This window comes from Photobacterium jeanii, assembly GCF_001650345.1.
Classification (GTDB): Bacteria; Pseudomonadota; Gammaproteobacteria; order Enterobacterales; family Vibrionaceae; genus Photobacterium; species Photobacterium jeanii.
On the sequence record NZ_LVHF01000012.1, the window covers coordinates 710,731 to 732,146 of the forward strand.

At 45.2% G+C, this 21,416-nt stretch carries 19 protein-coding genes; 15 read left to right on the forward strand and 4 right to left on the reverse strand.

The genetic code is table 11. The annotated features are described in order from the left end of the window. Positions 1–2 precede the first annotated feature (2 nt). From A3K86_RS04595 to A3K86_RS04605, 3 genes are all read left to right on the forward strand, one after another. Positions 3–1,412, forward strand: coding sequence for a LutB/LldF family L-lactate oxidation iron-sulfur protein (locus tag A3K86_RS04595; RefSeq protein ID WP_068328364.1), 1,410 nt, complete (start codon positions 3–5; stop codon positions 1,410–1,412). Positions 1,413–1,427: 15 nt separating this feature from the next. Further along, positions 1,428–2,174 carry a LutC/YkgG family protein gene (locus tag A3K86_RS04600; protein WP_068328366.1) on the forward strand — a complete coding sequence of 249 codons (747 nt, stop codon included), beginning with the start codon at positions 1,428–1,430 and terminating at the stop codon, positions 2,172–2,174. A gap of 271 nt (positions 2,175–2,445) precedes the next feature. Beyond that, on the forward strand, positions 2,446–3,351 hold the full coding sequence (locus tag A3K86_RS04605) for a LysR family transcriptional regulator (RefSeq protein WP_068328367.1): 906 nt from the start codon (positions 2,446–2,448) through the stop codon (positions 3,349–3,351). A gap of 52 nt (positions 3,352–3,403) precedes the next feature. On the opposite strand, the gene A3K86_RS04610 is transcribed toward A3K86_RS04605, so the two are convergent. Beyond that, positions 3,404–4,123 (reverse strand): UTRA domain-containing protein, encoded by a 720-nt coding sequence (locus tag A3K86_RS04610; protein WP_068328369.1) that lies wholly within the window; start codon positions 4,121–4,123, stop codon positions 3,404–3,406. Between the two features lie 213 nt (positions 4,124–4,336). Between A3K86_RS04610 and A3K86_RS04615 the strand changes: the two genes are divergently transcribed. Genes A3K86_RS04615 through A3K86_RS04640 form a run of 6 tightly spaced genes read left to right on the forward strand, consistent with a single transcriptional unit; the run spans position 4,337 to position 9,605 of the window. After that, on the forward strand, positions 4,337–5,404 hold the full coding sequence (locus A3K86_RS04615) for an ABC transporter substrate-binding protein (protein ID WP_068328370.1): 1,068 nt from the start codon (positions 4,337–4,339) through the stop codon (positions 5,402–5,404). Between the two features lie 39 nt (positions 5,405–5,443). Next, positions 5,444–6,250 carry an alkaline phosphatase family protein gene (locus A3K86_RS04620; protein WP_068328372.1) on the forward strand — a complete coding sequence of 269 codons (807 nt, stop codon included), beginning with the start codon at positions 5,444–5,446 and terminating at the stop codon, positions 6,248–6,250. Next, a complete protein-coding gene (locus A3K86_RS04625; RefSeq protein ID WP_068328373.1) occupies positions 6,247–7,137 on the forward strand; it encodes an ABC transporter permease in 891 nt (296 codons plus the stop codon). Before A3K86_RS04620 ends, A3K86_RS04625 begins: the two co-directional genes overlap by 4 nt. Next, the gene (locus A3K86_RS04630; protein WP_068328374.1) at positions 7,137–7,910 is read left to right on the forward strand and encodes an ABC transporter permease; all 774 of its coding nucleotides are present in this window, start codon (positions 7,137–7,139) and stop codon (positions 7,908–7,910) included. The genes A3K86_RS04625 and A3K86_RS04630 overlap by 1 nt, the downstream gene beginning before the upstream one ends. 11 nt (positions 7,911–7,921) lie before the next feature. Beyond that, positions 7,922–8,941, forward strand: coding sequence for an ABC transporter ATP-binding protein (locus A3K86_RS04635; RefSeq protein ID WP_068328375.1), 1,020 nt, complete (start codon positions 7,922–7,924; stop codon positions 8,939–8,941). Position 8,942: 1 nt separating this feature from the next. After that, entirely contained in the window at positions 8,943–9,605 is a 663-nt protein-coding gene (locus tag A3K86_RS04640; protein WP_068328377.1) for an HAD family hydrolase, read from the forward strand. A 155-nt stretch (positions 9,606–9,760) separates the two neighbouring features. Here the strand turns inward: A3K86_RS04640 and mlc are convergent, their stop codons facing one another. Beyond that, complete coding sequence (gene mlc / locus A3K86_RS04645; RefSeq protein ID WP_068328379.1) at positions 9,761–10,978, reverse strand: sugar metabolism global transcriptional regulator Mlc; 1,218 nt, start codon at positions 10,976–10,978, stop codon at positions 9,761–9,763. Between the two features lie 216 nt (positions 10,979–11,194). On the opposite strand from mlc, the gene queE reads away from it, so the two are divergent. The 5 genes from queE to A3K86_RS04670 all read left to right on the forward strand — a co-directional run bounded on the left by queE (position 11,195) and on the right by A3K86_RS04670 (position 17,926). Further along, positions 11,195–11,863 carry a 7-carboxy-7-deazaguanine synthase QueE gene (gene queE / locus A3K86_RS04650; protein ID WP_068330208.1) on the forward strand — a complete coding sequence of 223 codons (669 nt, stop codon included), beginning with the start codon at positions 11,195–11,197 and terminating at the stop codon, positions 11,861–11,863. 274 nt (positions 11,864–12,137) lie between these two features. Then, positions 12,138–14,984 carry a hypothetical protein gene (locus A3K86_RS04655; protein WP_068328381.1) on the forward strand — a complete coding sequence of 949 codons (2,847 nt, stop codon included), beginning with the start codon at positions 12,138–12,140 and terminating at the stop codon, positions 14,982–14,984. Positions 14,985–15,376: 392 nt separating this feature from the next. Continuing rightward, complete coding sequence (gene asnS / locus A3K86_RS04660; RefSeq protein WP_068330210.1) at positions 15,377–16,777, forward strand: asparagine--tRNA ligase; 1,401 nt, start codon at positions 15,377–15,379, stop codon at positions 16,775–16,777. Positions 16,778–17,071: 294 nt separating this feature from the next. Further along, positions 17,072–17,287 (forward strand): VF530 family protein, encoded by a 216-nt coding sequence (locus tag A3K86_RS04665; RefSeq protein WP_068328384.1) that lies wholly within the window; start codon positions 17,072–17,074, stop codon positions 17,285–17,287. 60 nt (positions 17,288–17,347) lie between these two features. Continuing rightward, positions 17,348–17,926 (forward strand): hypothetical protein, encoded by a 579-nt coding sequence (locus A3K86_RS04670; RefSeq protein ID WP_068328386.1) that lies wholly within the window; start codon positions 17,348–17,350, stop codon positions 17,924–17,926. A 106-nt stretch (positions 17,927–18,032) separates the two neighbouring features. Here A3K86_RS04670 and A3K86_RS04675 read toward each other — a convergent pair whose 3' ends face one another. Further along, complete coding sequence (locus A3K86_RS04675) at positions 18,033–18,503, reverse strand: YehS family protein (RefSeq protein ID WP_068328388.1); 471 nt, start codon at positions 18,501–18,503, stop codon at positions 18,033–18,035. Between the two features lie 273 nt (positions 18,504–18,776). Here A3K86_RS04675 and A3K86_RS04680 point away from each other — a divergent pair, with 273 nt between their 5' ends. Continuing rightward, complete coding sequence (locus tag A3K86_RS04680; RefSeq protein WP_068328390.1) at positions 18,777–19,535, forward strand: enoyl-CoA hydratase-related protein; 759 nt, start codon at positions 18,777–18,779, stop codon at positions 19,533–19,535. An 83-nt stretch (positions 19,536–19,618) separates the two neighbouring features. On the opposite strand, the gene A3K86_RS04685 is transcribed toward A3K86_RS04680, so the two are convergent. Beyond that, positions 19,619–20,968: an MFS transporter gene (locus tag A3K86_RS04685; RefSeq protein ID WP_068328392.1), complete on the reverse strand. Its 1,350-nt coding sequence runs from the start codon at positions 20,966–20,968 to the stop codon at positions 19,619–19,621. Positions 20,969–21,416 lie beyond the last annotated feature (448 nt).

Genomic DNA, 21,416 nt, shown 5'->3' on the forward strand with positions numbered 1-21,416 from the left:
CCATGTCGATGAAAACAAGCGATCAGAATTTTAAAGACCGCATTAAAGTCCAAATGAAAGACGACTTTATGCGTGAGTCGGTAGCCAATGCCCAAACCCGTATGTTCACTAACCGCCAAAAAGCGGCGGATAAGCTGGGCAACTGGGAGCAATGGCGTGAGATGGGCATGGATATTCGTAACCATGTTCTAGAAAACTTGGATTACTACCTCCACCAGCTAAGCGAAAGCGTTGAGAAAAATGGTGGTCAGGTATTCTTCGCACGTACAGCTGACGAAGCGACAGCTTACGTTGAAAGCATCATCAAAGCGAAGGACGCCAAGAAAGTCGTTAAATCTAAATCTATGGTGACAGAGGAAATCAACCTTAACCATGTGATTGAGCGTAACGATTGTGAAGTGGTTGAAACTGACCTTGGTGAGTACATTCTACAAGTCGATGACTGTGATCCACCGTCACACATCGTAGTACCCGCACTACATAAAAACCGTTACCAGATCCGCGATATCTTCAAAGATAAAATCGGTTACGAGGGCTCTGAAGATCCAGAAGAGCTGACTCGCTATGTGCGTGACTACATTCGTCACGACTTCCTAGAAGCAGATATCGGTATCACTGGCTGTAACTTCGCCGTTGCTGAGTCTGGCACTGTTACTTTGGTGACAAACGAAGGTAACGCCCGTCTTGCGACTAGCCTGCCAAAAACACACATTGCCGTAATGGGGATGGAACGTATTGTTCCAACCTTTGAAGAGCTCGACATTGTGATCAGCTTGCTATGTCGTAGTGCGGTTGGTCTGCCATTAACAGGCTATGTAACAGCACTAACAGGCCCGCGTGAAGATGGTCAGACGGATGGCCCAGAAGAATTCCATTTAGTGATCGTGGATAACGGTCGCTCAGATATCTTAGGTTCAGAGTTCCGCGACATCCTACGTTGTGTACGCTGTGCGGCATGTGTAAACACCTGCCCTGCTTACCGTCACATTGGTGGTCAATCTTACGGTTCAATCTACTCAGGTCCTATCGGTGCCGTACTGTCACCACTGCTAGGTGGTTACGACGATTTCAAAGACCTACCGTACGCATGTAGCTTATGTCGTGCTTGTCACGATGTTTGTCCAGTGAAGATCCCACTGTCTGATTTGCTGCTTAAGCATCGTCAGAAAATGGGCGAACAGAAAATCACTCCAACAGGCGAACGTGCTTCTGTTGGCGTATTTAACTTTATCAATGCCCGTCCACTACTTTGGGATACCACAGTGAAAGTGGGTGCCACTATGGCAAGCGGTCTGATCCGCAACGGCAAACTTCCTGTAAACCTTGGTGCTATCGGCGAATGGACTGAAGCCCGCGATTTACCAAACCCAGACGGACAATCGTTCCGTAGCTGGTTTAAAAACCGCAAGTAACGAGGAATGGCAATCATGAGTCAAATTCATAATCGTGACGCTTTCTTAGATAATATCGCAGAAAAACTAGGCCGCCCTCGTCAAACCGAAGCGGTTACGCGTCCAGCTTTAAAGTACACCTGTCACAAAGAAGTGCTGGCTGATCACAACCAAGATGAACTGAAAGACGTATTGGTGGAATACACCCACACTGCCCTAGGTGCGCACGCCGTTGTTACCAACAAAGACGAGCTAACGGCAACCCTAGCTAAAGTTTGTGAAAAATACTGTCTTGATGAAAACCTTGCTGAAGGTGAAACAGCTGCCGTTGAAGAAACGGTACTCAGTGCAGATCAACGCCTACTTGAACTTGTGAATGTTGATGCCCTTCGCAGCGACACACACAAAATTCACGTTTGGGATCCAAGCCTTGGCTACGCGCCAAACATTGAAATCGCAGAACGTGCCAAAGTGGGTGTGGTGTTTGCCGAACAAGCGCTTGCTGAATCAGGCACCATGGTGCTTTACAGCAACCCTGCACAAGGTCGAGCTATCAGCCTACTGCCAGAAGCTTCTGTGTTTATTGTGCCGAAAAGCACACTTGTCGCGCGTTTAACGCAAGCAACTGCGGTACTGCATGAGAAAGCGAAACAAGGTGAGCGTATGCCATCGTGTGTGAACTTTATCTCAGGCCCTAGTTCGACTGCTGATATCGAGCTTATCAAAGTGGTTGGTGTTCACGGCCCTGTGTACGCCACCTACATCATTATTGATGACATGTAATCAATCGTGATACCGACTAGGGTCTTGCGGCCCTAGTCACCCTGATATTTGTATTAATCATCTGATTTTTGTACCAATTTATAGTTTTAAAGCTTGGTATTCCGGTCATGCCAAGGGTCTGAGGCTTATTGCCTTAACCCTAAGCCTCCACTCCAATCTAGGATCTTAGCCCCTATTTTGGCGTTATTACTTGGCATGACCTTTTTCTTTTTTTCCCTACCACAGTATATACTTCCCCCAACCTCTCGTTTTACTTCACCATGAGTATGTTATGCCGCAAATTGACGATCTGGTTCTGTTCACCCAAGTTATAGAGCAAGGCTCTTTCAGTAAAGTCGCAGAACTCAATAAAATTACCAAGTCTGTCGTAAGTAAGCGGATTAGCAAGCTGGAAAACGAACTTGGGGTACAGCTTATCTATCGAACCACACGTAAGCTCACTCTAACAGAGCCAGGCTCAGTGCTTTACCATCGTGCCAAAGAAATTAATCAAGTCGCTCAATCCGCGTTTGATGCCGTTACAGGCTATAACGAAGCGCTATCGGGCAATATTCGTGTATCAGTTCCGACTATTTCTGGTGAGTTATTACTTGCTGAAGCCCTGTCTGATTTCTGCCAAAGCCATCCTGGGTTAACTATCGAAATGTCGATGGATAACCACTTTGTTGATTTGGTTGCTGATAACTTTGATTTGGTGATCCGTACTGGCTACCTTGAAGACTCCAGCTTAATAGCGCGTCACATTTTTAACTCACGCTGGATGATTTGTGCTTCGCCTGAATACTTAGAACAATACGGCACCCCGACCACACCAAAAGGCTTGCTTCACCACAACTGTCTTGGCTATACCCAGCAAAGCACAGGTCCATTTGACTGGTTGTTCATTCGCAATAGCAATGAGAACTACACCCTCAAAGTGACTGGTAACTTCTCATCAGATAACGCCGCTTCACTACGTAAAGCTGTAATTGCTGGTAACGGTATTGCTTACCTACCAACCTGCCTTATCTACGATGATTTACAAGCTGGAAAACTCATTGAAGTGCTACCTGAACACTCAGGAAAGGTTGTCGGAATTTATGCGGTTTATCCTTACACCAAAAAACCCTCAAAACGTATTCAAGCTTTAATTGAACATATCCGCGAACGTTATATGGCAATTAAGGAAAGGTTTTAACCTTCAATCTCTTTGAGCTCGATTTGGTATCACTCTCAATTCCGTACCACTCTCAATGTGAATCGCTCTCGATGCGGATCAACACCGCATCAGGGCGCCAGTACTCAAACTCACAATCCATTAATTCGCCGTCTTGCTTGTAGTTAGTACGGCGAATTTTCATTACCGGTTGTCCTTCTGCTAAATTCAGTGCTTTTGCCACATGTGAAGGTGCGCCAGTCGGGATCACTTCAAAACAAGAACGTGAAGTTTCGTAACCGTACTTTTGGCGATAAATACCGGTGAGCGACAGGGTTAGGTTTTCCATCATAATATGGGGAAACAGACTCGCCTTTAGACAATTCTCAACAAACAGCACCGGGCGCCCGTCGATATACCGCAAGCGTTCGATAATATGAATTTGCGTCATTTGATCGATGGCTAATGCTTGCGCCACTTCCCCTATCGCCATTTCTGTTCTGGCATCTAACAAACAAGTTTCAGCTATGCGGTGCTGGTCGCGGATCATTTGGTGAAAATGGCTACGTGATAGCGGGTTATAGCAAATACGTTCCGGTGACACATACCAACCTCGGCGCTCTTCACGATAAATCAGTCCTTCGTTTTCCAGCGAGACCAACACATCTTTTATTGTGATGCGGGTAGTCGAAAACAGCGCACTCAACTCTCGCTCAGACGGTAACTTCTGCCCTTGCGTCATAAAACCAGACTGAATTTGCTGGCGTAGACTTACTTTTATCTTTCCTGACTGAGTTGAGGCTTGCGTACTCATAATCTGATCTAGTCCAAGCTAAAAATGAAGAACAAGATAAGTCAACTAGATAACAGTTTTATGACGATATTTTTAACTAAGTATGATTGGATTATTGAAACATTCCCGAAATATAACAGCCTTAAAACTGTCAAAAAACTTCATATAAAGCGTCATATTACGCTCATAGGATACGAATCGAACTTACTGACCTAGTCCAGAAGGATAGAGACAATGAATATTTCGATTCGCCGTTCTACTGTAATTTCCGCAACATTAATAGCCACCAGCTTTTCAACCACTGTTGCTGCACAAGATGCCAACCTTGATTCACTGATCAAAGCGGCACAAAAAGAAGGCGCTGTTTACAGCGTGGGAATGCCAGACAGTTGGGCGAACTGGAAAGGTACATGGGCTGATATTCAAGCTAACTATGGCTTAAAGCACCGTGATACTGATATGAGCTCGGCGCAAGAAATTGCTAAGTTTGAAGCTGAAAAGAAAAATGCCACCGCAGACATAGGTGATATTGGTTTTGCCTTTGCTCGCGTCGCAGTTAAGAAAGGGGTTACACAACCTTATAAACCAACCACGTGGAACGACATTCCTGATTGGGCAAAAGACAAAGATGGACACTGGGCATTGGCCTACACTGGCACTATTTCGTTTATCACCAACAACAACCAAGTTAAAGATGCCCCAAAAACCTGGGATGACTTGCTGACAGGCGATTACAAAGTCACAGTTGGCAACGTCGGCGTTGCTGCACAAGCAAACAATGCCATTCTTGCTGCAGCCTTTGCCAAAGGCGGTAATGAATCAAACTTAAAGCCTGCCCTTAAATTCTTCTCACAGCTGGCTAAGCAAGGTCGTTTATCGTTTACCGACCCTAACATGGCAAACCTTGAGAAAGGCGAAGTCGAAGTTGCCATCATGTGGGACTTCAACGCCCTAAACTACCGCGACAAAATCGACCGTAGCCGCTTTACCGTGACCATCCCACAAGATGGCTCAGTGATCTCAGGCTACACCACCATCATCAACAAATACGCGAAAAACCCTAATGCTGCCAAGTTGGCGCGTGAATACATCTTCAGCGACCAAGGGCAAATCAATCTAGCAGAAGGTTACGCTCGTCCAATTCGTAGCAGCATTACACTGCCTCAATCTATTCAAGACAAACTGCTACCAAACGATCAGTACGCCAATGTGAAGCCAGTGACTGACTTCAAAGCATGGGAAAAAACAGCGCGTAAACTGCCTCGTCAATGGCAAGAAAGCGTGCTTATCCATCAGCAGTAATCATCGAAATACACTCATCTGAACAAAGAGATAGTCATAATGAGTAATAAGGTCATTCTTGTTGTTCTCGATGGCCTCAACTACCAAGTAGCCCGTGATTGCATGGGCTACCTTAACGGTCTGATTGAGCAACAACGAGCCACCCTATACCCAATTCAATGCGAATTACCGTCAATGTCTCGACCGCTGTATGAATGCATCTTAACTGGCATTCGCCCTGTCGAAAGCGGGATTGTGAATAATGACATCGTTCGCCTGTCACATCACGAGTCGATTTTTAGCTTAGCGAAAGCACAAGGCAAAGTAACCGCAGCAGCGGCTTATCATTGGGTCAGCGAACTCTATAACCGCGCACCTTTTGATGCGGTACGGGATCGTTTCACTAATGATGAAGCCATGAATATTCAACACGGCTGTTTCTATCATTGGGATCATTACCCTGATGAAGCGCTGTTCTTAGATGCGGAGTATTTACGCCGTCGCTTCACCCCCGACTTTCTGTTGATTCACCCAATGAACATTGACGATATGGGCCACAAATTCGGACTCGATTCTCGCCAATATCGTAACAGTGCTCGTGGTGCTGATATCTATTTATCGAACTACATCGAACAGTGGCTAACCGATGGTTATCAAGTCATTGTGACCAGCGATCACGGTATGAACGATGACCTTTCACACGGTGGTATTTTGCCAGAAGAGCGTGAAGTGCCTTTGTTTGTGATTGGCGACAAGTTCACTCACCAAAGCAGTGAAATCAAACAAACCGAGATTTGCGGCACCGTGTGCCAACTTCTCAACATCGAACACAATAAACCCTACTCACAGGAACTCTTAGCCCTATGAGCAGCTCAACTCTGACGCAGGTATCCCCTGCGTCTGTTTTAAAAAAACAAAGCCGACTAAGCAAGCTAAAGCCCGCCCTTTGGCTTGCGCCATTCGCCGTATTTTTCTATTTATTCCAACTTGCCCCTATGGTTTGGGTGTTGGTAAACAGCTTTATTTACGACGACGAATTCGCCCTCGATAACTACTTCGAAATTTTCGATTCTGCATTCATGATGCAAGCCTTCAGTAACAGCTTGTGGCTATCGGTTTGGTCTAGCGTACTAGGCTTGGCTATCGCAACGTTATTGGTTTCATCACTACGACGCGTTAACTCTAAAATCCGTGATGCGGTGATTGCTTTCACCAACATGAGTAGCAATTTTTCAGGTGTCCCGCTCGCCTTTGCCTTCATCATTATTTTGGGTACCAACGGTGCTATCACCCTATTGCTGAAACAACACGGTCTATTGGGTGACTTTGACCTGTATGGTCAGTGGGGGTTGCTGGTGCTGTATGTGTACTTCCAAATTCCATTAGCAGTATTGCTACTTTACCCCGCTTTCGATGCCCTCAATGACGACTGGCAAGCCGCGGCAGCACTCTTAGGCGCGAAAGCGCATCACTACTGGCTAAAAATCGCCTTACCTGTGTTATCTCCAGCACTGTTTGGCACCTTCATTATCTTAATTGCCAATGCTATCGGTGCCTACGCCAGTGTGTTTGCCCTAACTTCTGGCAACTACAACATTGTGACCGTTCGTATCGCCAGTCTGGTTTCGGGCGACATATTCCTTGAACCCAATCTTGCCGCTGCTATTTCGGTACTCCTCATGGTGATTTTGGCTTTCATTACCGTCGTGAACCAATGGCTGATCGCGAAAAGCTACGCAGGGAAGAAACACTAATGAAAAACGTTAATACTGCTTTTCACAAAACCGTGGTGTATTCCATTGTCGGCATCATGCTGGTGCCAATTATCGCCACTTTTGTTTATTCGCTGTCTTCTCGCTGGGGCGCGACCGTACTGCCTGATGGCTTTACCTTTGACTGGTACATTGCGCTACTGACAGACAGCCGTTTCCTTGATGCCTTTGGGCGTTCACTGTTTATCTGTATCGCGTCACTGGCACTCAGTGTGTTCTTGATTTTGCCTGCAATTTTCGTGGTGTTTTACTACTTCCCGAAACTAAACAAAGTCATGAATTTGCTAATCTTGTTACCTTTCGCTGTGCCACCTGTGGTGTCTTCGGTGGGTTTACTCCAGCTGTATGCCGATAGCGAAATTAGCCTCATCGGCACGCCGTGGATTCTGATTGGCACTTACTTCACTATCGCGCTGCCATTTATGTACCGCGCTATCGCCAATAGCTTTGATGCCATTAACTTGCACGATTTGATGGATGCCGCGCACCTACTTGGTGCCAGCACCACCAAAGCCTTCTTGTTGATCATTTTACCGAACTTAAAGAAAGGGCTTATGGCATCGCTATTCTTGTCCTTCTCTTTCTTGTTGGGTGAGTTCGTGTTTGCCAACATCTTAGTGGGCACGCGCTACGAAACCTTGCAAATCTACCTATACAACATGCGTCAAACCAGTGGTCACTTTACTTCTGCACTGGTAATGACTTACTTCCTGTTTATTTTTGTACTGACTTGGCTGGCAAGTCGTTTCAGCTGAGGAGCGAAATAATGAGTTACGTAACAGCAAAAAATCTAACCAAACGTTTTGGTGATAACACCGTATTCGAGAACGTCGACTTCACTATCGAAAAAGGCGAATTCATTACCCTACTCGGCCCTAGTGGCTGTGGTAAATCGACTTTACTGCGTAGCTTGACGGGTCTTAACCCAATCGACGGTGGCGAAATTTGGGTCAACGGTGAAAACATCACCCAACAAACGCCACAAGAACGTGGGATTGGCATGGTATTCCAATCTTATGCTCTGTTCCCAAATATGACGGTGGAAGAGAATGTCGCGTTTGGCTTAAAAATGAAAAATATGGCAAGCGGTGATATCCAACGCGAAGTGGCTAAAGTTATCGAACTGGTTGAGCTCAAAGGTCGTGAAAAGCATTACCCGCACCAACTTTCGGGCGGTCAGCGTCAACGTGTGGCACTTGCTCGAGCCTTGGTAGTAAAGCCACGTATTCTATTACTGGATGAACCGTTATCAGCGTTAGATGCCAAGATCCGTAAGCACCTTCGTCAACAGATCCGAGATATTCAAAAAGAAATGGATCTCACCACTATCTTCGTTACCCATGATCAAGAAGAAGCGATGATCATGTCGGATCGTATCTTCCTAATGGATAAAGGCGAGATTGTTCAAGCAGGCACGCCGGAAGAGATTTATACCCAACCAGCCAATGAATTTGTGGCTGGTTTTATGGGTCATTACAACTTGGTTGATGCACCGAAAGCCAAGCAACTGTTCGATATTGAAACCAACTGGAAAGTGGCGATCCGTCCTGAATCCATTTATGTCAAAGAAGCAGGTCGCCAGTACGGCAGCCATATTTCAGCACCACAAACTGGGGTGATCAAAAACCACCAGCTATTGGGCAATGTGATCCGTTACCAAGTGGATGTCGATGATTGTGAGCTAACCGTTGATTTACTTAACCGTTCATCAGAGCGTTTACTCGATGCAGGTAGTAAACTTGAGCTGCTATTTAACCTCAACGAAATTCAACCTGTGAGCGCATAACATGTCCAAGCCTTTGTATGTATTTGATATGGACGAGACTCTGATCGATGCCGACTGTGCAATGATTTGGAATGCGTTTTTAGTCGAGAAAGGGTTAGTACAAGATCCTGACTTCATTGCCGAAGATCAACGCCTGATGGGCTTGTATGCCGAAGGTAAACTCAACATGGAAGACTACCTTGCCTTTTCGATGGCACCCCTTGCCACTATGCCAAAGCAGGAAGTCGCAGCTTTGGTCAATGAATGCGTTGAAACACGCATTCTTAGCAAGCAGTTTAAGCAAGCTAAAAGTTTGATTACCCAGTTACAACAAGACGGTATAGAGATGGTGATCATCTCTGCTTCTGTCACTTTCTTGGTAGAAGCCGTCGGCAAACGCTTGGGTATTCCATCTGCGTTGGGTATCGATTTAATCGAACACAATGGCTACTTCACCCATCGTATCCATGGTGTACCCAGCTATCGAGAAGGCAAAGTAACCCGCTTACAGCAATGGTTAGCAGCGCAAGAAACGTATTTTAGTAAAATCCATTTCTTCACAGACTCCATTAACGATTTAGCCCTGTGTGAACATGCCGACTTCGCTTATTTGGTAAACCCTTGCCCTCGCCTATTAGCTCAAGCAAACCGACCAAATTGGACTGTTTTGAACTGGCAATCCTAAACTCCTACTTATAACCATTCGCCAACATAAAGCACTCGCCAAGTTTATAAACCCAAACGAAGAAAGCAGCCTCTGGCTGCTTTCTTGATTATTCAGAATACGTAATCGCTAATCCGATAACACTAATTCACTGCTAGACCTAGCAATCGGAACTTTCAACCTTCGTTGATGAGCTTCATCAGCAAATGTCCGTCATATAAGGCTTGTTTAACCAGTGCTGCGCCCGGCATGGTCGCTTGGGTATAGAAACAGCTCTCATCAATCACCAAATCTTTGTTGTACACAGGCAGTGACTGAGTGCGCACACACTCCATGATGGCTGGGAATAGAATTTTCTTGGCGTGGTTAAACTCACCACCAATCAAGATCTTTTCAGGGTTAAATAGGTTGACCATAATGGCAATGGCTTGACCAAGGTGGTGACCCAACTCGATGATCACCTGACGCGCCAAGGTGTCGTTGTTCATTGCCGCTTCGCAAATTTTCTCTATTGTCAGAACCTGTCCATGCAATGTCGATGGATGACCCTCACGCAGTCGGTTTTCCACTTGTTCTAATACTGCAGGTGTACTTGCTACCGTTTCTAAACAACCGTGATTACCACAGAAACAACGCTTACCATAAGGTTTGATTTGGATATGACCTAACTCGCCAACGTTACCAATACGCCCTTGCAGCACGTTATTATCAAGCACAATGCCAGCACCAACACCATGATGAATAGACACTAAAATAGAGTTAGCAATGCCGCGAGAGTTACCAAATAACTTTTCGGCTAATGCCCACGAGCGCGTATCGTTACCGATAAACACAGGCAGACCTGTTGCTTTATGGATCGCAGGGCCCAGCGGTAGATTTTCAACATTGTAATGCGGCATCTGTACCACAATGCCATCTTGAGCATTCACCACGCCCGGCAGTGACACCGCAATCGCAGTGATGCGATCAACTTCATCAACGTGGTTTGCAAAGAACGCATTTATCTCGGTCAGCAATTTATCAAGCACTGCACCTTGCTCAAGCTCCTCAATATTTTGGCGTTCCTCCACCAAAATATCACCGCCCATTTCGTGTAAGGCGATGGTCAAATAACCTCGACCTAAGCGCAAAGACATAAATTGCCAACCTTCATTGGCTGGAACTAAGCCAATTGCAGGACGACCACGCGTTGTGGATTCCTGATACTGTGTTTCTTTGATAAGATGCGCTTCGATTAATTCACGGGTGATCTTGGTGATACTCGCAGGCGCAAGCTGGCTCCGTTTAGAAAGCTCGATTCGAGAGATTGGCCCATACAGGTCAATAAGCTTATAGACGCTGCCGGCATTGTTTCGTTTTATGTGATCGATATGTCCAGGCTGAGCGACATACATTGCCTTTACTCCCGTTGAGATAAATACGTATTAGTGAATTTTTTTACTTTGCGAAGTAATTGTGAAGTTCAATCTTCCCAGTACGTGATACTCATCACGATGAATTACCATTTATAGGATTATTCCTGCTCGACATACCCCGTTTTTGACATAAAGTACGGTGTGTCACGTAATTTTTTCGTCGAATGAAATTAGAATTCCACCCTGAGGTTTATGGTGTACAAATTAAACGAAGTCTTTGAAACGATTCAAGGTGAAGGTGTTTTCACTGGAGTACCCGCTATTTTCGTGCGTCTACAAGTTTGCCCTGTTGGCTGTTCTTGGTGCGATACAAAACAAACATGGTACGCAGAAGAAGGTGATTTTGCCGATCTCGACGTGATCATGGCGAAAACTCAAGATTCACCGAAGTGGACCCAAATCGATGAACAAGGCGTCGTCAAACTACTCCAAGATCAAGGTTACACAGCTCGACATGTGGTGATCACAGGTGGCGAACCATGTATCTATGATTTACGCCCGCTAACCGAAGCACTTGAAGCGGCTGGTTTCCAATGCCAAATCGAAACCAGTGGTACTTCTGAAGTGCAAGCAACCAGCAACACTTGGGTTACTGTGTCGCCAAAAATCAACATGAAGGGCAAACTGCCAGTATTAGCAAGTGCGCTTGAACGTGCCAACGAAATCAAGCATCCCGTAGGCACTCAAAAAGACATCGACCAGCTTGATGAACTGCTAGATGGTAAAACGCTACGCAGTGATGTGACTATCGCGCTACAACCTATTAGCCAGAAACCGCGCGCAACTGAGCTATGTATTGAAACTTGTGTTAAGCGTAACTGGCGCTTATCGATTCAAACCCACAAGTATTTGGCGATTGCGTAATAATCTCCCTAAAGGTCAGCCTCTCGCTGACCTTTTTCTTATCAATGTGCTTACCTGCTTTTTCTATTTACCCATTTCGATTTCTTACTTTTTAGATCGCCGCTCCATCTTCAAGACGGGTCGCATAGTTTCACACAGGCACCTTATTCCCGCTCCTATACTTTGACCATTCCATAACAGCGAGATGTGATGCGCTTGCTAACGATTTCATTAAGTTAGTGGCTACTCACCGACTCGCGAATACAGCATTGACACAATTTTAGGGGAGTTAGCTATGCGTGCTTACATTCGCATCATGGCTTATGCCATGCTTGGAGCGGTATTATCGGCATGTGGCGGTGGAGGCAGTGATGATCCTGTCGCAGCACCGACTGAGGTCGTAGAAGTTTCATCTCGATTTTCTGTCACCGTTGACGTGCCAGAAGGGTTAGCGACCGCTTACCGCTCGTCTGTGCCATCATCTCAATCAGCATCCAGTTTCGCTTTCGCCTCTCATAAAGCACTCACACTGGATATCATCCCAAAGGCACACGCAGATATTCTCTCTAGCCTGCAAGAGAAGAACTTCAAAGTCGTGCTGATTGATGGGCAAGGGAAAGTGTACCGCACCGCCACCATTTCTAACTGGCAGAAAACCAGTAATGGTGGCTATCAATTTGATGCCGATACCCTACTTCGCTTCAATGCCGTGTTACTGGTTGATTTATTCGATGAACCTGAAGCGATCTTGGGCGAGCCTCTTCCTAAGTCATACTACATCGCGCCACTTAACAGCCAAGACGTAGTAGTGAGCTTAAATGGAACTCTCGCCTTACAAGCTATCAATAAACGTATTGTTGATACTGGCGACTGGGGTGTTTTTACCGACATAGTGCTAGACCCCAACGCCCGCAAACTTCGTTTGGCAACCACCTACATGACGCAAATTAATAGCGAAATAGAATCTGCTCTACGCCCACAGTTAGGCACCTTGGGCATGACGTTGCAAAACATTCTCGTGCTCAGCAAAGTACGAGATATTACCGACGGCATCATCGACCGTACCTACTCTGAGCAACTTGGTGCGGAAGCCGATATCGAGCTTATTCTTAACGAAGGTTTTTGGCGTATCAACAGTTTTGAATCTATTGCCGAAAGTGGCATTAATGCCAATCAATTTGCCTTCGATGGTGCTGAATCGCGTCAAACCGATACCGGTTGGCGCAAAGATGCAGAAACGGATATCAACTTTTCCACCTACTTTACCTACTTCAGTGAAAGCACCCGCTTTTCGTCAGACGATATTACCAAACAAGTCTTCACTGGCAGCGGCTGGCAAGGGCTGTTTGACTACGACAAAGTCGTAACAGCCACACGACGTTCAGCACTAATGACCAACTCCGCACTGCAAGGTAACGAAGAGCTAGGTCGCAACGTCAGTGCCCGTGTGTACCCACTGGCGAATAAAAAGATCCGTTATTTCTTATCATCCAAAGATAACCACCACATCAGCAAATACATCCAAGAAGAGGCCATTTTTGCTGACGATGCCTTTGGCTTCTACTTCACTTGGCAGCCACAACGTGAACAATATCTACTTTGTGATACTCGTAATAACAACACGGCTTGTCGCGCAACCAAACCGTTAGAGACCGAGGTTTATCACACTAGCTTAGAAGATATGATCAATACCCAAGCAGCAGCAATTATCAGTGGCGTTAACGGTTTCCAACTCTCAGATAAATTCGTGGTAGAGCTGGTTGAACAACAAGGTCTGTTTGTTGCTAACTACTGGTTTAATGTCGCGGGTGATAACTGGGAAATCATGGCTGAAGGCACTTACGCACCCGTTGTGATTGGTAGTAGTGAATTCATTCAATTTATCGTACCGGATTTAATCAAGCAGCTTGATGACAGCTACCGATTCTCAACCAACAACCTGTTCTTGGTCGAAGATCGTAGCTTCATTAATATTGGTGAGACGTTACTGAAATTCGAACCTTTCCATTTTGCAGGGGTAAACAATGCCGCGAAAAGCCAAATCTTTGCCGCGGCAAGCCGTGACAACCTCCCCGCATTTGGACGCTGTAGCTTCGGTGATACCTCAACCGCAACCACAGATAAGTTCTTAAACGCGATTATCGAATGTGGTGGCGATGAGCGCTTTACCCAAAGCGACATTAGCTCACTCATCAATCAGCACCTTGTCCAATTAACAGATAATGGTGATATTGATACGGTGATCCTTAAACCAGACAACACATGGGAATACTACTTTAATAGTGAACTTCAACATGACGATCGTACTTGGGAACATACTGAAGAAGGTTACCTGCGTTTAAACTGGGACCCAGCCCAAGAGCAAGACTTCGATTTAATGGCCATTACCAGCCGTGATCGCAATACAGATCTGTTCGCCTACAAAGTCTTCTTCTCACGCTTTGACCCATTCGGACCAACGAGTAAACAAATCGTGAGTGCGATAAATAAAGAATATTCACCGGTTGGACTACGCGCTTGTGAAACTGACGACTCAGGTTGGAGCATTGCCACTGTCGCCCCTGTCAATAAAGCCAGCTTAACGCAATACCAAAATAGCGTAACTAGCTGCTTAGTGGGCTGGGACAACAAAACCGTGCGCTTTAACGAACAAACACTCATCGGAGAAACAGGCATTGCAGCAGATGACAAGGCATTGAAGTTTGCTCGTGACAGTTCGCGTTTCTTAAAACTCAGTGATGAGTTTGATGGCGACTTTTTCCGTGGCAAATACATAGACACCGACGGTTGTGGCTTCAATATTGATGTTCTGTGGCGTGTAGAAGAAGATGGCACCTTATTCTACAAAGCCGTTGATGGCTCGCTCAACGAACGCTTGATGATCACCGAATCAGATGGGCTACGTTTTGCGATTAAAGGCTTTAACCATCAAACCCGTTGGCAGAGCACACTAGGCTTTGGCGCAGATGAAGGGGAAACGTGGAGTGAGATCGTCACCTTTATTTCTGCCGCTGATGTACCTAACGTCATTCCAGTACCGCCACCAACAGTCCCTGAGGGGCAGCCTGCTCCGCCGCCTCCGGGGGTGGCCCAAGGGACAGTACTAGACGATGGATTAGCGTGCGAATATCCATCACCTTAGATTAACCATCAATCGACCATATATTTCCATCATAATCAGAGCCTTGTTCTCGCATTCGTGTGAACAAGGCTCTTACTTCTTTATTGATCGTATTCATCCTCAAAATGCACTTTCTTACCGTTAAAAAGAACAAATTCAGCAAAAGGAAATTCGATGGACTCTCTCGCCAAACAGAAGATATAACCGCTCATCACAATCAATATCAGTGAATTAGGATAAATATTGAACAGTCAATAACACAATTAAAGCAATTACTTCATCAAATTGCGCTTTCAGGTGATAACAAGGCTTGATGCTTGACGTGAGACAGGTAATATTGATGTTTCGGAATGTATCTTAAAGCACATAGCGTCAATTTCGACCAAAGTGCCTTAACGGAGAATAATTTAAACATGACTTACGCGCCTGTAACAGACGTATTGAGCGGTAAGCTGGCAGTAGACACTGAAGTGACTGTCCGCGGTTGGGTACGCTCTCGTCGTGATTCCAAAGCTGGAATCTCTTTCCTTGCCATTTATGACGGCTCTTGTTTCGACCCGATTCAGGCCGTGGTCCCTAATGAGTTAAATAATTACCAGGAAGAAGTACTTAAACTGACAACTGGTTGCTCTGTTGAGGTTACTGGTAAGATCGTTGAATCACCGGCTAAAGGTCAGGATTTCGAACTAGCAGCAACAGCGGTTAAAGTTGTTGGCCTAGTAGAAGACCCAGACACTTACCCAATGGCAAAAACACGTCACTCTATCGAGTACCTTCGTGAAGTAGCTCACCTACGTCCACGTACTAACGTGATCGGTGCTGTTGCACGTGTTCGTAACTGCCTCTCTCAAGCGATCCACCGCTTCTACCACGAGCAAGGTTTCTTCTGGATGTCTGCACCACTAATCACAGCTTCTGACTGTGAAGGTGCTGGTGAAATGTTCCGCGTATCTACACTAGATATGGTGAACACGCCAATGACCGACGCTGGTGAAGTTGACTACGATAAAGACTTTTTCGGTAAAGAAACTTTCCTAACAGTATCTGGTCAGCTAAACGCAGAAGCTTACGCTTGTGCACTAAGCAAAGTGTACACTTTCGGCCCAACTTTCCGTGCTGAAAACTCAAACACTAGCCGCCACCTAGCTGAATTCTGGATGGTAGAACCTGAAGTAGCTTTCGCTGAACTAGATGACGTAGCGAAACTAGCTGAAGACATGCTGAAGTACGTATTCAAAGCGGTACTTGAAGAGCGTCGCGACGACCTTGAGTTCTTTGCACAACGCATCAACAAAGACGCAATTACTCGTCTAGAGCAATTCGTTGAGTCTGACTTCGCACAAGTTGACTACACTGACGCAATCCAAATCCTTAAAGATTCTGGTCGTGAGTTCGAGTTCGACGTTGAGTGGGGCATCGACATGTCTTCTGAGCACGAGCGCTACCTAGCAGAAGAACACTTCAAAGCACCTGTAGTTGTTAAGAACTACCCGAAAGACATCAAAGCTTTCTACATGCGTATGAACGACGACGGCAAAACTGTTGCTGCAATGGACGTTCTAGCACCAGGCATTGGTGAAATCATCGGTGGTTCTCAGCGTGAAGAGCGTCTAGAGCTTCTTGATCAGCGTATGGTTGAAATGGGCATCGACCCTGAGCACATGGGCTGGTACCGCGATCTACGTCGTTACGGTTCTGTACCTCACTCAGGCTTCGGTCTAGGTTTCGAGCGTCTAGTAACTTACGTAACAGGTATGGCGAACATCCGTGATGTGATCCCATTCCCACGTGCACCACGCTCTGCAAACTTCTAATCAGAAGTTAATAAGCAAGTATTATGAAGGCTACCCTCGGGTAGCCTTTTTGTTATTTATAAGTAATCATCCTGCCAATATAACGAACTCGATTCAGGCCACCTTCCACTATACACCGACGGAACAAACAGCTTACGTATACAAGCATCAAGGCAAGGAACTGTGGATTTTACCTATCAGTACAAAACAAAATGACACATGGGCTTTTATTCATTAAACGCCAATCAACAGCCCTCTTCATTTCTTCCCTACAGCTAACCTGCTATAGTTGCGCCTCAAATACGAGAGAATACTATGACGCAAGTAAACAACCCGCTACATGGCATTACCCTAGAAAAATTGCTGACTGAGCTTGTTGAGCACTACGGTTGGGATGAGCTGGGTTACCGCATTAACATCCGTTGTTTCAATAACGACCCTAGCATCAAATCTAGCCTGAAATTTTTACGTAAAACAGAATGGGCTCGTACTAAGGTAGAAGAACTCTACATTCAAATGATTCAACAGTAACGTTGATTTCATTGATACAACGCCGTAAATGCTGACACAACCAAACCACATGAGTTACCTATGATCAGAGAGAACACCCTAGCGCCAGCAAACCTATGGGCTAAACCCTTCGTTGCCGAAGTTGCTGAAATTATCAACTTACTAAAAGAATACGGTTACGATTCCGCGACACTTGCTCGTTTAACTGGCCTACAAGAGAAAAAAATCTCTGACTGGATGTCACGCTACAAACGCGAACCTGAAAATATTTCCGAAATTCCATACCCTTGCTGGTGTTTTCTAACCGCGCTTGCAGGCCGACCAAACATCCAAAACAACGGTCAACCAATCGAAGTAGATGCACGTAAAGTAATGCGCGCATTCAAACCAACGGCGTTTAAAAACAAAACAACATTCGAGATGCCAAGCGAAAAAGAATTTCGACGCATTATTGGTGAAAACACGTTCACAGGGATCACCATTGAAAGCCTTTGCGATACTTTTCAATGGAAACCAATGCAGCTTGCCACTAGCTTAGAAAAAGGCTCTCTACCCTTTTTGAACTGGTGCTTAATTTTAATGCTATGCGGCTTTAATATTCAGAAAATGCTGCTAAATCAGCATGAAGGCGAGATTGAATTGAATAAATCAGGCAACTAATAAGCTGTTTGGATAAAATTTAAAGGCTACCTTTTTCTTAGCTCTAACAAGATAAGAAAAAGGTAGCCTTTCTGTATTCTATGGGCTTAAAAAGCCACTATCGCGTTTACTCTGCCGCTTCAGGACGAAGCTTATGCTGAACGCCTAGTAAGAAATTACGTAGGATTTGATCCTTACATTCACGGTAATGCTTGTTATCAGGCTTACGGAAGAATGCGCTTAGTTCATGCTTGCTCATTCTAAAGTTCACGCTTTCCATGACCTCCATAATATCTTCGGCACGGTAGTTCAGCGCAATACGTAACTTCATGAAAATCATGTTGTTACTCAAACGTGTTTCAGGCTCTGGTTGTGGTCCTTCTTTTTTGCCACGCTTGTGATTAATCAAACCATTCAAGAAAATGGCAAGCTCTTTGTCTGTGCACTTCTTGAAAGCGTCATCATCGTCTTTCTTTAGCCAATCGCTAACTTGCTCACGTGTTACTGCAAAATCTGCCGCTGCAAAAATGCCAATCATTTCGGCATCATTAAAATCAAATGTATAACGTAAACGGCGTAAAATATCGTTGTTGACCACAGGTCTATCCTAGTTTTAATCCAGCGGTGCCAAAATGGCTCGCTGTGAAATTTCGCTCTAGTTTATCAGACATTAACCAAACATTATTCCCTTACCCACGGATTTCTTTATCAAGCAAAAACATAGCCGCCATAGTTCTATCTTCCCAAATACGGCTTAGGTGCCGTATTGATCACGAACTCAGCGACATGTTGTATCTGATATAGGGTATTCGCTCTAATCTAGACTAGTCTAATTACAACCACGTGGACGTTCACAAGGAAGGAGAACGCAATGTCAGAGATAAGTGTTACTCAGCAACATCACGTTTTATCGCTTGAGATTAATCGCCCTTCGGCTAAAAATGCTATTAATCAAGCGATGTACAAGGCGCTTGCTGACGCATTAGAGGAAAACCAGACCAACACCAGTGTCCGCGCGATATTGCTTTATGCTCAAAATGGCGTTTTCACAAGTGGCAATGACATGCAAGACTTCCTTGCGATATCTAACGGTGCTCAAGATAATCATGCCAGTCGCTTTATCAAAGCGCTTATTCGCAATAAAAAACCGATTGTCGCTGTTGTTGAAGGCCCTGCAATTGGTATCGGCACGACTCTTTTGCAGTTTTGTGACTTTGTATACATCTCTCATCATGCTCTATTCAAAACGCCATTTGCGCAACTCGGACTGTGCCCTGAGTTTGCTTCAAGCCGCTATTTAGCCCGCTTAATTGGCGTTCGCAAAGCAAAAGCGATGCTAATGCTGGGTGAAGTCATGACAGCCGAAGAAGCGCTTGAACTCGGTTTTGCAACAGGGCTTAGCCATAATCCGATGGAAGATGCCCAAGCTTGCTTGGAGCAACTAGCTCAGCTCCCGCCTTCTGCCTTGCAAATCAGTAAGTCGATGCTCGTTGATTATGAAGTAGAAGAGTTAGTGAAAACTGTAGATATAGAAAACACACAGCTATTTCATTTGCTGACCCAACCCGAGGCACGCGAAGCCATTACGGCGTTTCTTGAAAAGCGCCCTGCTGACTTTAGTCAGTTTTAAACAGCCCACCCCGTTCTCGTTAAACTAAAAAAGCCAGTAGTTTTAAACTACTGGCTTCGTTTTATTTAAGTCTCGATTAGATATTAAGCTGTCACTTGTTTAGCTACCGTGTCTTCCACTTGGTTCGGCTCGTCTTCGTCTTGAACAAAGTTCACCAAGCAACCAGCTGCAATCATTGCGATACCACCTAACACTAATGCCATCATGGTATTACCGCCGAATGCCCAACGGGTAAAGAAACCTAGAATACCTGCCGCGAGGATCTGAGGTAGCACGATAAAGAAGTTAAACACGCCCATGTAAAAGCCCATTTTCTTACTTGGTAATGCGCCAGCTAGAATCGCGTAAGGCATACACAAAATACTTGCCCATGCGATACCAATACCCACCATGTTCAGCATTAGCATGTTGGCATTTTCAATCAAAGCGATAGATGCCAAGCTGGCTCCACCAATCACCAAGGCAAGTGAATGCACAAACTTACGGCTAGTACGCGCTGCCAACCAAGGCAATGCGAATGCCGCCAGCGCTGAAATACCGTTATAAGTGGCAAAACATAAACCAACCCAATCAGCACCTTGGTTATAAAGCGTAGAGCTTGTGTCTGATGTGCCAAAAATATGTGATGTCACAGCTGAAGTGGTGTAAATCCACATCGCGAAAAGCGCAAACCATGAGAAGAACTGCACAATAGCGAGTTGCATCATCGTCTTTGGCATTGCGCGCAAATCTCTCATAATCTCTTTGAAGCTAGCCTTTTCTTCTTCGACTGGCTGAGCTTCAGGCTCACCGTGATATTTCGCCATTTCTTGGGGGGAATACTCTTTGGTACGGCATACCGTCCACAGAATCGACGCTAAAAATACAACAGCACCGCAAAGGAATGAAATTTTAACTGACGGTGGGACTTCACCGGCTGGTGCTGTATTCGCCACATCAAACACATTACTCAAAATGTATGGCATTGCAGAAGCCACCACAGAACCAACACCAATAAAGAAAGTCTGCACCGCGAAACCTTGGGTGCGTTGCTCAGAAGGCAAATTATCTGCCACTAGAGCACGGAAAGGTTCCATTGAAACGTTAATCGACGCATCGAGGATCCACAGCATACCCGCGGCAACCCAAAGATACGGGGAATACGGCATGATGATCAATGCTAAGGAAGAGGCGATAGCGCCACATAAGAAGTATGGTCGACGACGACCCAAAACAGTCCAAGTACGATCACTGAAATAGCCAATAATCGGCTGAACCAGTAAGCCTGTTAACGGTGCAGCGATCCATAAGATCGGGATCTGATCGATACTCGCGCCCAGTGTTTCAAAGATCCGGCTCACATTGGCATTTTGTAAACCAAATCCAAATTGGATTCCCATAAATCCAAAGCTCATGTTCCATATTTGCCAAAACGTCAGGCGTGGCTTTTCCATAGTGTATCCCCGATTAAACTCCTAACAACTTCACCATTTGATTATTTTTCTGATGAAGCTGGTTTACTGACACTCAAACTGATGAAGATAGAACAAAAGCATAAATTGGATGCTTTTTGCGCTCTAACAGGCTCTTTCTGGCATTTTATTTTTAAAAGCCTTGTTAAATCATCAGATTAGAGTGTTTTCCTTCGGGGAGTAATCCTACGTTAGAGCAATCCGTACCAACCGTGATCACTTTCACAGACATGAGTTACATATGGCTAATATCTCGTAAATTTACAACAAGCATGATCAACACCACAAAAAAGGCTAGATATAGCTCACATTTAAACCGATTTATTCGGTAAATAACGTAATTAACTGACTAAAACGGTCTAAGGTAAAATCAAATTTTGTTATGTGGTTACAAGTAAGCTGCAAAAAATGTCAGTTATGAAAATAAATT

Excerpts from the sequence above, each read along its gene's own strand:
- A3K86_RS04595 (WP_068328364.1), top strand. The coding sequence starts at position 3 with ATGTCGATGAAAACAAGCGATCAGAATTTTAAAGACCGCATTAAAGTC.
- A3K86_RS04600 (WP_068328366.1), top strand. The coding sequence starts at position 1,428 with ATGAGTCAAATTCATAATCGTGACGCTTTCTTAGATAATATCGCAGAA.
- A3K86_RS04605 (WP_068328367.1), top strand. The coding sequence starts at position 2,446 with ATGCCGCAAATTGACGATCTGGTTCTGTTCACCCAAGTTATAGAGCAA.
- A3K86_RS04610 (WP_068328369.1), bottom strand. The coding sequence starts at position 4,123 with ATGAGTACGCAAGCCTCAACTCAGTCAGGAAAGATAAAAGTAAGTCTA.
- A3K86_RS04615 (WP_068328370.1), top strand. The coding sequence starts at position 4,337 with ATGAATATTTCGATTCGCCGTTCTACTGTAATTTCCGCAACATTAATA.
- A3K86_RS04620 (WP_068328372.1), top strand. The coding sequence starts at position 5,444 with ATGAGTAATAAGGTCATTCTTGTTGTTCTCGATGGCCTCAACTACCAA.
- A3K86_RS04625 (WP_068328373.1), top strand. The coding sequence starts at position 6,247 with ATGAGCAGCTCAACTCTGACGCAGGTATCCCCTGCGTCTGTTTTAAAA.
- A3K86_RS04630 (WP_068328374.1), top strand. The coding sequence starts at position 7,137 with ATGAAAAACGTTAATACTGCTTTTCACAAAACCGTGGTGTATTCCATT.
- A3K86_RS04635 (WP_068328375.1), top strand. The coding sequence starts at position 7,922 with ATGAGTTACGTAACAGCAAAAAATCTAACCAAACGTTTTGGTGATAAC.
- A3K86_RS04640 (WP_068328377.1), top strand. The coding sequence starts at position 8,943 with ATGTCCAAGCCTTTGTATGTATTTGATATGGACGAGACTCTGATCGAT.
- mlc (WP_068328379.1), bottom strand. The coding sequence starts at position 10,978 with ATGTATGTCGCTCAGCCTGGACATATCGATCACATAAAACGAAACAAT.
- A3K86_RS04655 (WP_068328381.1), top strand. The coding sequence starts at position 12,138 with ATGCGTGCTTACATTCGCATCATGGCTTATGCCATGCTTGGAGCGGTA.
- asnS (WP_068330210.1), top strand. The coding sequence starts at position 15,377 with ATGACTTACGCGCCTGTAACAGACGTATTGAGCGGTAAGCTGGCAGTA.
- A3K86_RS04665 (WP_068328384.1), top strand. The coding sequence starts at position 17,072 with ATGACGCAAGTAAACAACCCGCTACATGGCATTACCCTAGAAAAATTG.
- A3K86_RS04670 (WP_068328386.1), top strand. The coding sequence starts at position 17,348 with ATGATCAGAGAGAACACCCTAGCGCCAGCAAACCTATGGGCTAAACCC.
- A3K86_RS04680 (WP_068328390.1), top strand. The coding sequence starts at position 18,777 with ATGTCAGAGATAAGTGTTACTCAGCAACATCACGTTTTATCGCTTGAG.
- A3K86_RS04685 (WP_068328392.1), bottom strand. The coding sequence starts at position 20,968 with ATGGAAAAGCCACGCCTGACGTTTTGGCAAATATGGAACATGAGCTTT.